General features: G+C 64.0%; 11 protein-coding genes and 1 tRNA gene. 5 read left to right on the top strand and 7 right to left on the bottom strand.

Translation table 11 applies throughout. From position 1 onward, the window contains the following. Positions 1-91: 91 nt before the first annotated feature. Positions 92-559 carry a CreA family protein gene (locus tag ACFSUD_RS13430; protein ID WP_386375123.1) on the bottom strand — a complete coding sequence of 156 codons (468 nt, stop codon included), beginning with the start codon at positions 557-559 and terminating at the stop codon, positions 92-94. A gap of 156 nt (positions 560-715) precedes the next feature. Between ACFSUD_RS13430 and ACFSUD_RS13425 the strand changes: the two genes are divergently transcribed. Then, positions 716-793 (top strand) — tRNA-Arg (locus ACFSUD_RS13425). Positions 794-887: 94 nt separating this feature from the next. Here ACFSUD_RS13425 and ACFSUD_RS13420 read toward each other — a convergent pair. Continuing rightward, positions 888-2,147: a urate hydroxylase PuuD gene (locus ACFSUD_RS13420; RefSeq protein WP_386375115.1), complete on the bottom strand. Its 1,260-nt coding sequence runs from the start codon at positions 2,145-2,147 to the stop codon at positions 888-890. A gap of 96 nt (positions 2,148-2,243) precedes the next feature. On the opposite strand from ACFSUD_RS13420, the gene ACFSUD_RS13415 reads away from it, so the two are divergent. Further along, a complete protein-coding gene (locus ACFSUD_RS13415) occupies positions 2,244-3,161 on the top strand; it encodes a LysR family transcriptional regulator (RefSeq protein ID WP_386375114.1) in 918 nt (305 codons plus the stop codon). A gap of 5 nt (positions 3,162-3,166) precedes the next feature. Here ACFSUD_RS13415 and uraH read toward each other — a convergent pair whose 3' ends face one another. Then, positions 3,167-3,520, bottom strand: coding sequence for a hydroxyisourate hydrolase (gene uraH / locus ACFSUD_RS13410; protein ID WP_386375113.1), 354 nt, complete (start codon positions 3,518-3,520; stop codon positions 3,167-3,169). A gap of 147 nt (positions 3,521-3,667) precedes the next feature. On the opposite strand from uraH, the gene puuE reads away from it, so the two are divergent. The 3 genes from puuE (at position 3,668) to ACFSUD_RS13395 (ending at position 7,087) form a co-directional block, all read left to right on the top strand. Then, positions 3,668-5,077 carry an allantoinase PuuE gene (gene puuE / locus ACFSUD_RS13405; protein ID WP_386375112.1) on the top strand — a complete coding sequence of 470 codons (1,410 nt, stop codon included), beginning with the start codon at positions 3,668-3,670 and terminating at the stop codon, positions 5,075-5,077. Continuing rightward, a complete protein-coding gene (locus ACFSUD_RS13400; RefSeq protein ID WP_386375111.1) occupies positions 5,074-5,559 on the top strand; it encodes an ureidoglycolate lyase in 486 nt (161 codons plus the stop codon). Before puuE ends, ACFSUD_RS13400 begins: the two co-directional genes overlap by 4 nt. Before the next feature lie 67 nt (positions 5,560-5,626). Next, positions 5,627-7,087, top strand: coding sequence for a uracil-xanthine permease family protein (locus ACFSUD_RS13395; RefSeq protein WP_386375110.1), 1,461 nt, complete (start codon positions 5,627-5,629; stop codon positions 7,085-7,087). Positions 7,088-7,192: 105 nt separating this feature from the next. Here ACFSUD_RS13395 and ACFSUD_RS13390 read toward each other — a convergent pair whose 3' ends face one another. Genes ACFSUD_RS13390 through ACFSUD_RS13375 form a run of 4 tightly spaced genes read right to left on the bottom strand, consistent with a single transcriptional unit; the run spans position 7,193 to position 12,500 of the window. Further along, positions 7,193-8,332: a glycosyltransferase gene (locus tag ACFSUD_RS13390; RefSeq protein WP_386375109.1), complete on the bottom strand. Its 1,140-nt coding sequence runs from the start codon at positions 8,330-8,332 to the stop codon at positions 7,193-7,195. 4 nt (positions 8,333-8,336) lie between these two features. Further along, positions 8,337-9,320: a glycosyltransferase family 2 protein gene (locus ACFSUD_RS13385; protein ID WP_386375108.1), complete on the bottom strand. Its 984-nt coding sequence runs from the start codon at positions 9,318-9,320 to the stop codon at positions 8,337-8,339. Next, positions 9,313-10,485, bottom strand: a complete 1,173-nt coding sequence (locus ACFSUD_RS13380) for a glycosyltransferase (RefSeq protein WP_386375107.1) — start codon at positions 10,483-10,485, stop codon at positions 9,313-9,315. The genes ACFSUD_RS13385 and ACFSUD_RS13380 overlap by 8 nt, the downstream gene beginning before the upstream one ends. A gap of 2 nt (positions 10,486-10,487) precedes the next feature. Then, positions 10,488-12,500, bottom strand: a complete 2,013-nt coding sequence (locus ACFSUD_RS13375; RefSeq protein ID WP_386375106.1) for an HAD family hydrolase — start codon at positions 12,498-12,500, stop codon at positions 10,488-10,490. Positions 12,501-12,731 lie beyond the last annotated feature (231 nt).

Raw genomic sequence — 12,731 nt, 5'->3', positions numbered from 1 at the left:
CGCAACCCTCGAACGGAGAATGCCGCGGGAGAGGCCGCCGAGCCAGTCAGCTCACACGGCGATCATGGGGTCTAAAGCAGGGCCGATGCCGTCACTTACCGGCCTGGTAAAGCGGCACGGTCGACATCGACATTTTCGCCGAGCCGTTCTGAACATCGCGCGCATGGCTGATGTAGATCAGCGTCCGGTTGGTCTCGTCATAGATCCGTTTTACCCGAAGCGTCTTGAAAATGATCGACCGGCGCTCGCTGAACACGTCTTCGCCTTCCTCGTCCATCTCGATATCGCCGATCTCGATCGGCCCTGTCTGGCGGCAGGAAATTGATGAATTGGACGGATCCTCGAACCAGTTGCCCTTCTGCAACCGGTCGATCAACCCGCGTTCGAAAAAGCTCAGATGACAGGTGACCCCCTTGACCTTGGGATCGGCCAGGGCCTCGACGGTGATGTCATTGCCGAGCCAGTCGACATCGACGCTGCCGACCTTCTCGGCCTGGGCGGCCGAAGCGGCAATGATGCAGAAAAACGCGAGGAAGCGGGAAAGTTGGGTGATGCTCATGCTCTGAAACGCGCCACGCAAGCCTCGGTTCCCGCGGGAGAGCAGCCAAAGCGCGAGTCCTGCCGCCTAATGCAACGATGACGCAATCGAGATATCAGGAACATGCAGCCGTTATTGACATTACCGCCGCCTTCTATGAATAGGGAAGGCACATACGGGCCGTTAGCTCAGCTGGATTAGAGCAGGGAACTTCTAATTCTCAGGTCGGGGGTTCGAGTCCTCCACGGCTCGCCACCTTTTCAAACCACAGATGCGATGGCAATGCCGTCATCTCCCCGAAGCCCAGCCAAAAAAATCAACAAGAAGGTCGGGTGGCGCTTCGTGTCGCCTATTGCGCCGCAACTTCGAGAGGGTCATCCGACGTCGCATTGCGGTACCAGCGGATGATTGCCCGGCGCTCCTCCTCTTCCATGAAGGACACATTGGCCGGGGGCATGGCATTGCTCACCCCGGCCTGGATGTAGATCTCACGCGCCGCCCGCGCGATGTCTGACGGGGTTTCGAGCAGCAGCCCCTTGGGCGCGCGGCGGATCCCTTCGTATAACGGCTCGCGGGTGTGGCACATGGCACAGCGGCCGGGGATGATGTTGCTTATCTCCTCAAAGCCCTCGGCGCTGGCGAAACGCTGCTCGGTGGCGGTCAGCGGCCGCGCTTCGGCCGCTTCGGTGGTGTCCTGCATCAACGGCGCGGTGGAGAGCCACATGATCGCGACGAAGAGCAGCGCTGTCGCCAGCCAGGTCCAGTGCGGCCCCTTGCCGGTCGCGTGCATCGTGTTGAAGTAGTGCCGGATCGTCACCCCCATGAGGAACACCAGCGCCGCGATCAGCCAGTTGTATTCGGTGGCGAAGGCGAGCGGGTAGTGGTTGCTCAGCATCAGAAAGATTACCGGCAGCGTCAGGTAATTGTTGTGGGTGGAGCGCAGCTTGGCGATCTTGCCGTATTTTGCATCCGGCGTGCGGCCCTCCTTGAGATCCTTAACCACGATGCGCTGGTTCGGCATGATGATGAAGAACACGTTGGCGGTCATGATCGTGGCGGTGAAGGCGCCGAGATGGAGCAGCGCGGCGCGGCCGGTGAAGATCTGGTTATAGCCCCAGGCCATCACCACCAGCAGCACGAAGAGCAGCACCATCAGGAAGGTCGGACGCTCGCCAAGCCCGGATTTGCACAGGAAATCATAGCAGATCCAGCCGATGGTCAGCGAACCGGCGGAGATCAGGATCGCCTGGAAGACACTGAGATCGGCCTTGCTAAGATCGATCAGGTAGAGCTCCGCCCCGGCCCAATAGACGATCATCAGCAGCGCGGCACCGGAGACCCAGGTCATGTAGCTCTGCCATTTATGCCAGATCAGATGCTCGGGCATGTTCTCGGGCGCGACCAGGTATTTCTGGATGTGATAGAAGCCGCCGCCATGGACCTGCCATTCCTCGCCATGGGCGCCCACCGGCATGTTCGGGGCCTTCTTCAGCCCGAGATCGAGCGCCACGAAATAGAAAGACGCACCGATCCACGCCATCGCCGTGATGAGATGTAGCCAGCGAACGGCAAAGCCGATCCAGTCCCACATGATTGCAATGTCACTCATCGCCAATTTCCTCCTGAGTACCGGGGCAGCCTATTCATTCCGTCATTTTCCCGCTACATTTGGCATTCAGCAAGCTCTATCAAAAGTTTTCGAACAATGTCCTATCTCGACAACATCCGCACATTCGTCCGCATCTACGAACTCGGCAGCATGTCGGCGGCGGCCCGGGACCAGCGGATCTCGCCCGCGGTGGCTTCGGCGCGGATCACCCAATTGGAGGCGCATCTCGGGGTCCGGCTGTTCCAGCGTACAACGCGCAGCCTTTCGGCGACCGAGCAGGGGACGATCTTCTATGAGGGCGCGCGCAACATCCTCGCCTCGGTGGAAGAGGCCGAAGCCGGGATCGGCGATGTCACGGAGAATCCGCGCGGCACGTTGCATATCGCCGCGCCCCTCGGCATGGGGCGGCGGCTGATCGCGCCGCATATGCCCGAATTCGCTGAAAAATATCCGCTGGTCGACGTGCGGCTCAGGCTCAGCGACCGCAAGCTCGACCTGACCGCGGAAGGGCTCGACGTGGCGTTCTTCCTCGGCCGCCCGGAGGATTCGACCCTGCGGATCCGCAAGATCGCCGATTGCGAAAGAGTGCTCTGCGCCAGCCCCGCCTATGTCGCGCAACATGGCCACCCGAGCTCCGGCGCCGAGATCGACCGCGGGCAGCATAATTGCCTCAATCTGCGCTTTCCCGGCGCCACCGAGTTCCAGTGGTTCCTGCAGGGTCCGGAAGGGCCGGTGAAATACGACGTCCGGGGGCGGTTCGAAAGCGATGACGGCGACGTGCTGACCGACTGGGCGCTGGCGGGTGCCGGGATCGCCATGAAACCGGTCTTCGAAATCGCCGATGACCTTCGCTCGGGCGCGCTGGTTCGGGTCGCGGAGAAGACCCCGCCGCTGCCGGTGCAGATGGCCTGTCTCTATACCCATCGCCGCCATCAGGACCCGAAGGCCCGGATGTTCATGGAATTCATGATCGCGCGGATGGAAACCGCGTTGGGGGCGAGCGATACCGCCTGAACGGCTCAGCTGCCGCGATAGGTCGAATAGCCGAAGGGCGAAAGCAGCAGCGGTACATGATAATGCGCCGCCTCTGACATGCCGAAGCGCAGCGGCACGACATCGAGGAAACGCGGGCTTTCCGGTGGCGTGCCGCAGCGATCGAGGTAATCGCCGCAATGGAACACCAGCTCATAGGTGCCGGTCGCGAATTCGGCTTCGGGCAGGATCTGTTCATCGGTGCGCCCGTCGGCATTGGTCCGGAGGCGGCGCAGCGCTGTGCGCTCATTGCCATTCACGCTATAAAGCTCGATTTCAAGACCTTCGGCCGGGCAGCCCCGGGCAGTGTCGAGAACATGGGTCGTCAAATAACCGGACATTTCCTAAACCTCTCCTTGCAGCGATGGCACAATGCGCAGCGCCGCCGGAAAATCGAAAGTGAAGATTTCTTGACAGTCTTTCAGATTAAAATTGAAAGAGAAATCCAATCTTCTCGATTATCATGATACCGACCAAGGAGCTTATAGATGACACGATACCCGCGCGACATGCATGGTTATGGCCAGACGCCACCCCACCCGAAATGGCCGGGGAATGCCAAGATCGCAGTGCAGATTGTCCTTAATTATGAGGAAGGTGGCGAGAATAACATCCTGCATGACGACGCCGCCTCCGAAGCCTTCCTGTCAGAAATCGTCGGTGCCGCGCAATGGCCCGGGCAGCGCCACTGGAACATGGAATCGATCTATGAATACGGTGCGCGCGCCGGGTTCTGGCGGCTGCACCGGCTGCTGAAGGACCTGCCGATCACCGTCTACGGCGTCGCAACCGCGCTGGCCCGTTCGCCGGTGCAGGTCCGCGCCATGCAGGATGCGGGCTGGGAGATGGCGAGCCACGGGCTGAAGTGGATCGAATACAAGGATGCCGATCCCGAGAGCGAGGCCGCCGACATGGCCGAGGCGATCCGCCTGCATACCGAGGTCACGGGAAAGCCGCCGCGCGGCTGGTACACCGGGCGCTGCTCGGACAATACCGTGCGTCTGGCCGCCGAGACCGGGCAATTCGCCTATGTCGCCGATACCTATGCCGATGACCTGCCCTACTGGATGGAATTCGGTGAGCGGGACCAGCTTATCGTGCCCTATACGCTCGACGCCAACGACATGCGCTTCGCGACGCCGCAGGGCTTCAACTCCGGCACCCAGTTCTTCGAGTATCTCAAGGACAGCTTTACCGCCCTCTACCGCGAGGGGGAGGAAGGCCAGCCGAAGATGCTCTCGATCGGTCTGCATTGCCGCCTGATGGGCCGCCCCGGCCGGGTCGAGGCTTTGCGCAACTTCATCGAATTCGCGCAAAGCCATGCGGATGTCTGGTTCGCCACCCGCGAGCAGATCGCCGATCACTGGGCCGTGGTGCATCCACATCAGCGCTTCGACCGGCCCAGCGAGATGGACCGCGAGACCTTCGTAGCGACCTATGGCAGCATTTTCGAACATTCACCCTGGATCGCGGAGGGCGCCCACGAACTGGAGCTCGGCGCGGCCCATGACACCGCCATCGGTCTGCATAATGCGCTGGCGCGGGTGTTCCGTTCCGCCTCGGACGAACAGCGGCTCGGCGTGCTGAGCGCGCATCCGGATCTGGCGGGCAAACTGGCTCAGGCCAAGCGTCTGACCGCGGAAAGCACCAGCGAGCAGGCCGCTGCGGGGCTCGATGCGCTGACCGACGCTGAACGCGCGACCTTCACCGAGATGAACGAGGCCTATGTGGCCAAGCACGGGTTCCCCTTCATCATCGCGGTGCGAGATCACGACAAGGCTGGCATCCTCGAAACCTTCAAACGCCGCATCGGGAACGACCGCGACACCGAATTCGCGGAAGCCTGCCGTCAGGTCGAGCGCATCGCGGAGTTCCGCCTCAAGGATCTGCTGCCATGAGCCGCGATCTGCACGCCAAACCACTGAATGCCGCGGATTTCGCGGCATTCGGCGAGGTGCTCGAAGCCGTCGGTGAACCCGACAAGATGATCAACCAGGGCCTCTGCGGGCGGCATCACGACCGGGCCCGGCTCGACTTCGCCGATGGCCGCGCCGGGATCAGCGTGTTCAACGCGCAGGCCCGCACCCTGCCCTTCACGCTGGAGATGATGGAGCGCCACCCCGAAGGCAGTCAGGCCTTCGTGCCGATGCATCAGAACCCGTATCTCGTGGTCGTCGCTGACGATGACGGCGGCAAGCCGGGCCAGCCCCGCGCCTTCCTCGCCCAGCCCGGTCAGGGGGTGAACCTGCATCGCAACGTCTGGCACGGGGTCCTCTGCCCGCTGCAGGACCCGGGCCTCTTCGCCGTGATCGACCGGATCGGCGAGGGTGCCAATCTCGAGGAACATTGGTTCGACCGACCTTGGCAAGTGAACGCGTGAGGCCAAACGCTCAGAAGATGACCGCGGACAAACTGCGGCGCAACGGACAGTCCATAGGGAGATGAAAATGGCTGACACTTCAATCGGGACCCCGGAACAGCTCCGCGACCCAAATTACACGCCAGCCCTGCACAAGGCCGTGCCGCTGGGAATCCAGCATGTGCTGGCCATGTTCGTTTCGAATGTGACACCGGCGATCATCGTCGCGGGCGCCGCCGGTTTCGGCTTCGGCTCGGATGCGGGCGCGCAGGGTTTTCCGGACATGACCTATCTGATTCAGATGTCGATGCTGTTTGCGGGCATTGCCACGCTGTTCCAGACCATCGGCATGGGCCCCGTGGGCGCGCGCCTGCCGATCGTGCAGGGCACCAGCTTCGCCTTCATTCCGATCATGATTCCGCTGGTGGCCGGAAAGGGCGTCGAGGCGCTCCCGGCGCTGTTCGGCGGCGTGCTGATCGGCGGGTTGTTCCATTCCCTGCTCGGCTCCGTGATCGGCAAGATCCGCTTCGCCCTGCCGCCGCTGGTCACCGGGCTCGTCGTCACGATGATCGGTCTGGCGCTTGTCAAGGTCGGTATCCAATATGCGGCCGGCGGTGTCCCGGCCATCGGCAAGCCGGAATACGGCAGCCTGCTCAACTGGTCCGTCGCGCTGGTGGTCATCTTCGTCACCCTCGGGCTGAAGTTCTTCGCCCGCGGCATGCTGTCGGTCTCCGCCGTGGTGATCGGCATCATCGTCGGTTATTTCTATGCCATGGCCATGGGCATGGTCACGTTCGACGGCATCGCCACGAGCTGGGAGCGTGCGGCGCCCTTCGCTTTCCCGGTGCCGTTCAAATACGGGATCGAAATGAGCTTCGCCGCGATCGTCGGCTTTTGCCTGATGGCCTTCGTCTCAGCCGTGGAAACCGTCGGAGACGTTTCGGGCATCACCAAGGGCGGCGCCGGGCGCGAGGCCACCGACAAGGAAATCACCGGCGCCACCTATGCCGACGGTATCGGCAGCGCCGTGGCCGGGATTTTCGGCGGTTTCCCGAACACCTCGTTCAGCCAGAACGTCGGGCTGATCGCAATGACCGGGGTGATGAGCCGCCATGTCGTGACCATCGGCGGGCTCTTCCTGATCGTCTGCGGGCTGGTGCCCAAGGTCGGCGCGGTGATCCGCACCATCCCGATCGAAGTGCTCGGCGGCGGTGTGATCGTGATGTTCGGAATGGTCGTTGCGGCCGGTATCTCGATGCTCTCGGACGTGAACTGGAACCGCCGCAACATGGTGATCTTCGCGATCTCCCTCTCGGTCGGGCTCGGCCTGCAGCTCGATCCTCTGGCCGTGCAATACCTGCCCGACACGCTGCGCATCCTGATGACCAGCGGCCTGCTCCCCGCAGCGCTGATCGCCATCGTGCTGAACCTGATCCTGCCCGAGGAATTGGCGGCGGAAGCCACCCAGGCGGTCTCCGGCGGGCTTACCGGCCATGGCAGGGGCAGCCTGTCTGGCAGCCACAAGCCCGGCAGCTACCAGGCGGAATAACGCAGCCTGACGGAAGGAAAGAAGGTTCATGCCACCGCCGAGCGGATGTGGCGAAGCCGAAAAAAAGCCCCGCATCTCGCGGGGCTTTTTGCTGCGCCCCGGCGATCAGGCCGCTGTAACGGTCTGAGGTTCGGGGCGTTGCGGCAACATGCTCGGCTCGAAGGCGACCGGCGCGGCGGGCGCATCCACGCCCTGCATCGCCTGTCCATAGAGCCGCAGGCAGCTGTCGATCATCGCCGACTGACCATAGCGCGAGACCGCCCAGCGGCGCACATCGCGCCGCTCGCGCGTCAACGCGACCTCGATCGCCGCCGCAAGGGCCTCGGCCGTGTCTTCCGTTGCCAGCGCGCCCCCGGGCCCGACGATCTCGCGGGAAGCGCCATTGTCGAGGCTGGCCACCGGCACGCCGCAGGCCATCGCCTCTGCCGCGACGAGGCCGAAGGGCTCCTGCCAGAGCGGCGTGAACAACAACACCGATGCAGCCGCCATGGCCTCCGCCAGCTCTCCCGTCTCCAGATGTCCTTCGTAGCGTATGTCGCCACCCAAAAGCGGTTTCACCTCGGTTTCGAAGTAATCGCGGTGTTCGATCGTGCCGTAGATCGACAGCCCGATCCCGGCCCGCCGTGCCGCCGCAACGGCGATATGGGTGCCCTTGGTCGGGGTGATCCGCCCGGCCCAGATGCCGCGCCCATTGCCCCGGGGCCGGAAGGCGAAACGCTCGAGATCGATCCCGTTATAGAGCACATGCGCCTCCGGCGGCGCCCCGCCGGGCCACCATATGGCGCGCTGTTGCTGCGAACAGACGGTGAAGCGGCACCAGGGCGCGGCGGAGGCATGAACGGCACGGCGCAGCGCATCGAAGGGCGGAATATGCAGCGAGGTGACCATGGGAATCCGGTCTCGCCGCGACAGTCGCGGCGGATAGCGGTGCAGGCTGTTGTTATGCACCACGTCAAAGCCGGCCAGCTCCGGCAGCAGCTTGCCGAAAGCCTCGTCCAGCAAGGCGTTGAGCACCTCCGTTCCATGAAACTCATGCCAGGGATAGCGGCGGTCATAATGCTGTTCCAGCAGCGGAAACAGCCGCCCCGCTGCCTTGCTGTCGCCCGTTGCAAACAGCGTCACCTCATGTCCCGCCGCGCTCAGCGACTTGGCCAGCTGGAAGGAATGAGCCTCCATCCCGCCCATGAACGGCTCCGCGATGGGATGGCGGATATGGGCGATGAGGGCGATCTTCAAACGGTGCATCGGATCATTCCGCCGCGATGTCGATCATGTCGGCCTCTGCCCGCGCCACCTCGCGCTGACGCTCCAGCTCATCCGCCCCTTCGCAATGGCGCTGCTCCAGCATGTCGATCACCTTGCGGGTATTGGCGTAAGGCTGGTGGGCCTGCTGACGGCAAAGCTCGAAATCCTCCGGGCCCGGCTCGCGCATGATCTCCAGCCCGCCTGGCGTATTGCGGATCAATCCCAGAAGCCGGAAGGCATGCAGCCAATGCTCCATGGTGCGATAGCCCCATTTCTCTGCAAACAGCTCCGCGTTGCGGATGACCGAGCGCATGTGATGGATCGGCGGCATGCAATGGGCGTGGTATTGGTGATAGACCCGCGCCCCCTTCTGCCACCAGATCGGCATGCCCTTCTCGGCCAATGTCTTGCCAAAATCGGTATCCTCGCCGCCATAGCCGACAAAACGCTCGTCGAAACCGCCGGATTGCCGCCAGTCCTGCGCGCGCATCGCGAAATTCAACGACCAGAAACAGCGATAGTCGCGGCAGGGCTCGACACCTTCCTCGGGTGGCCCGCGCCGGTCCGAATGGCGCACGGAAAGCTCTTTGAAACGCGCCTCGTCAATCCCCGCATCCGTGGCATGGGCGGGCAGGTAGCGGACTTCGCCCATGAACAGCCCGGAATGGCTACGCGCCTGTTCCGCGTAATCCGCGATCAGCCGACGGCTCGGGATACAGTCAACATCGACAAACACCAGCAAATCGCCCCGCGCTGCATTGGCGACCTCGTTGCGCGCGTGTGCCAGCGGCAGACCTTCACTGCCGGGCGGCACCGCGATCTGGCGGATCGGAAAACCCGCGCGCGGCAGGTCGCGGTAAAGCTCGTCCTGCATGACGCCGATCACCAGCTCCGAGGGCGGCACTTCCTGTTCGCACAGCCCTTTGATGACATTGACAAGGTGATCCCTGCGCCCAGCGCAGATGGTCAGGACGGAAACATCAGACATGGTTGAGATCCTTCTGTTCATAAGTGTCATCACACCGGTCCGCATCGCCCCAGAGCCGGGCGATCAGCGTTTCGACCCAATCGGCAGCAGCCTGCGCCGGGGCCGCGTCGATGAGCCGCTTCTGGCGTTCCGGGCAATGTTGCCGCTTCGCGGTGTCCACCGCGTCGATCCAGCTCGCGGCGCTGGAGGGCAGCCAGGGCAGATGGGTACAGGCCCCGACGCGGGCCAGCGCCTTGGCCTTTTCCACCTGTTCATCGAAATAGCGCCATTCGGGCACGGCGATCCACGGCTTGCCCGCGGTCAGCACCTGCCCGCAGGTGCTGTTGCCGGTCGAGGCGACGATGAGGTCCGCCGCAGCGATATAATCACCGCCGCCCTCCACCCAGCCGCGATGGCTCAGGTTGGCAGGTTCGGTGGCATGCCAGTCGCGCTGCACCTTGCCGATGGTGATCCAGTCGAATTCCGGCAGCGCACGCGCCGCGACAGAAAGCGGTGCTTGGCTGAGCCCGTTGCCGCCCCCGCCGGTGATCACCAGCGCGATCTGCCGGTCCTCCGCAATGCCGAGCCGACGGCGCGCGGCCGCGCGCTCCGGCAGATGCGTATCGACCCCGAGACCTCCGAAAAAGCCCATCTTTGCGCGATGCCGTTCCGGCCATTCGGGCTGCGCAAGGGACCGATGAAAGGGGCAAAGCAGCCCCGCCGCCCCGTCATAGCCCGCCCGGTGCCCGGGATCGCCGCGCTCGCCGTGCTGCACCACCGCCACATGCGGCACCGAGCAGATCCGGGATAACTGCGCGATTTCCGCGCTGACATCGACGATCATCAGTGCCGGATCGGCGCTGGCGAACCAGCCGGTGATCCGCGCCATTGCCTCGCGGATACCGGGCCAGCCGAGCGGCGCGCAATGCAGGGTTTCGGGCGTGTCAATGCTATCGACGCTGCCCCGTTCATCGCCCTGACGCTCGAACAGCGAGGGGATTCGCTCGACCTTTACGTTTTCACGCAGCTCCGGAAAGATATCGTCGCGCGCACAGAACAGCCGTACCGGCCGCGAGATCGGCAGGGCATTGAGGATCGCCGCCGCGCGCAGGGCATGGCCGCGCCCCTGATGATGCACGAAATAGCCCAGCGGTTTGGATCCCGCGATATCCTGTAGATCCTTCATGTTCAGGCCGCCACGGTCAGCGCTGCCGCCGAGCGCGTCTCGAAGGCCCGCAGCCCGTCGAGGATGCCCCGCGCATGGGCGAGCTTGCTGCGATGCAGGCCGGGATTGCGTAGTTGCGCCAGCTCCGCATAGGCGTTGGAAGGCACCACTGCCTGCGCGAAATATTCCAGCATGTCCCGGTCATTGCCGCTGTCGCCGGCCACCATGCACTCATCGGGGCTGAGCGACATCCGCGCCAGTTCGAAGCGGATCGCCGCCGCCTTGCCCGCCTCGGCGGGAAGCACGTCGATGAAACGTTCATGCGAGGCGATGACATGTCCCTGCAACCCTGCCGCGTCCATCGCCGCCTTCAGGCTCTCGGCCTGCGTCGCACTGCCGATGAAGGAGACCTTCCAGCGCCGCTGCTCATAGTCCGGCTGCGACGCGAGACCGAGCTCCGCCGCGATCCGTGCGACCTCCATCGGCAGCCAGTCCCTGTCGATCCGCGCCGCATAATCGTGACACAGAAGCAACCCGCGGGTGCCGCGTCGCCAGATTTCGCTGCCGACCGAGGTGATGAATACCTCCGGCTCCGGCAGGTTCCACCAGGCCAGAACCCGCTGCGCCTCGCCGATGGAGCGGCCGGTGACGCAGGCGAAACGGACATGCGGCCGCTCGCTGCACCATCGACTGAACTCGCGCGCACCGGTTGCACAGCCGGTCAGGGTCCCGTCGATATCGCTGGCAAAGAGATGCGTCGCCCGGCGCGGCGCAATGCGGCGGGCGCCAAGGCCACGGATGATCTCAAGGCTGCGCGCTGCCCATCTATCCCAGTCAAACAGCGCTCTGGCACGCGGCACTGCATCCGCAGCGTGCTCCGATGCGCCGGTGCTGAGCTGTGTCTTGCAGGCCTGGATGATCGCGCGACCGTCATGCGGATTGACCAGCACGCCCTGCCCGATCTCCGGGAGGATATCGACCGGCCCGCCGATCCGCGTCGCAACCAGCGGCACGCCCGCCTGTGCGGCCTCGACGAGCGTGAGGCCGAAGGGTTCGTTGAAGGCGGGATTGACGAAGACGCCATTTCTCGCCGCCAGCGCATAGAGCGCACGCACTTCCTTCTGGCTATGGCGCGGCGGCAGGGCGAACCGTCCCTTCAGGCGCGGATCCCTTGCCAGATCGGTCAGCTCGCGCATCACCGATCCCGGCGGGCCGTCGCCCTCACGCTGCCCGGCAAGGATCACCAGATTGGCCCGTGCCTGCAGCGCCGGGCTCTCCGCATAGGCCCGCACCAGCCCGGCGAGGTTCTTTTTGCGCACCGGGCGCGCTATGGCGAGGATGATCGGTTTCTGCGGCGCATCCAGCAGTGGTGCAATCAATTGCTGCGCGGCCGCGGTGCCGGTGTTCTCGGCCAGCATCACCCCGGGATTGACACGGTGGCAGCGGCCCGCGGCATCCTCGTCATAGGCCGAGATCTGCCGTTCCGCCTCGTCGCGGGAGGATACGATGATCGCGGACGCACCCCTGATCGCCGCGCGCTCCTGCGCGATCCGCGCATCGAGTTCGGCCGCGTCAGGCCCCAGCGAGGCCTGTTTGTCCAGCGCCAGAGAATGGGGCGTATATATCCACGGAATGGCGAACCGCTCCGCGGCACGCTGTGCAATCGACGCGGCATCGGCGAAATGCGCGTGGATGACATCGGGACGCGGGCCTGCCTCCAACTGCGCGAGGAAGGCATCGCCAAGCGGCGCGATCTCCCGCGCCAGACCTTCTTTCTCGAGGTATTCGGGATTGCCGGTGAAGAGCCTGCGAATGCTGCATTTCTCCGAAACCCTCTCCGTCGCGGCAAGGTAACGCGCGCCGAACCCGTCAAAGGCGCGTGTCACGATATCGACGCGCGAAACGTCGGACCGCGCCGCCTGCGCCATCGCCGCGCCGAGGACATAGCCGATGTGACCGCCGGTATCCTCGGTAAGGCCGTAATCGACCGGAGGTGCCGAAAGGCATCCGCCAAGTGCCATGTGCAAGATGTACATCGGGTGACCCCCTTCGCTTCAAAAATGTCAGGATGACCCGGCGACGGATCGCCCGGCCGATGCGCGCGGCTTCTCGGGCCGTCGCAACGATCCGCAAAAGATCGTGATCGGGACGGGTTTGCCGCAGCGCCATTCGGTATCGTATTGCCAAGGGATCTAGAGGGCGGTTACACTGGGTCTACTGCGGCGCGCCTCAATTTCGGCGCCTCAGGTCGATTCACTAATCTAGAG

The organism is Sulfitobacter aestuarii (assembly GCF_042685005.1).
GTDB classification, from domain to species: domain Bacteria; phylum Pseudomonadota; class Alphaproteobacteria; order Rhodobacterales; family Rhodobacteraceae; genus Sulfitobacter; species Sulfitobacter aestuarii.
The sequence above is the reverse complement of the archived record's forward strand: the minus strand, read 5'-3'. Positions and strand labels throughout refer to the sequence as shown.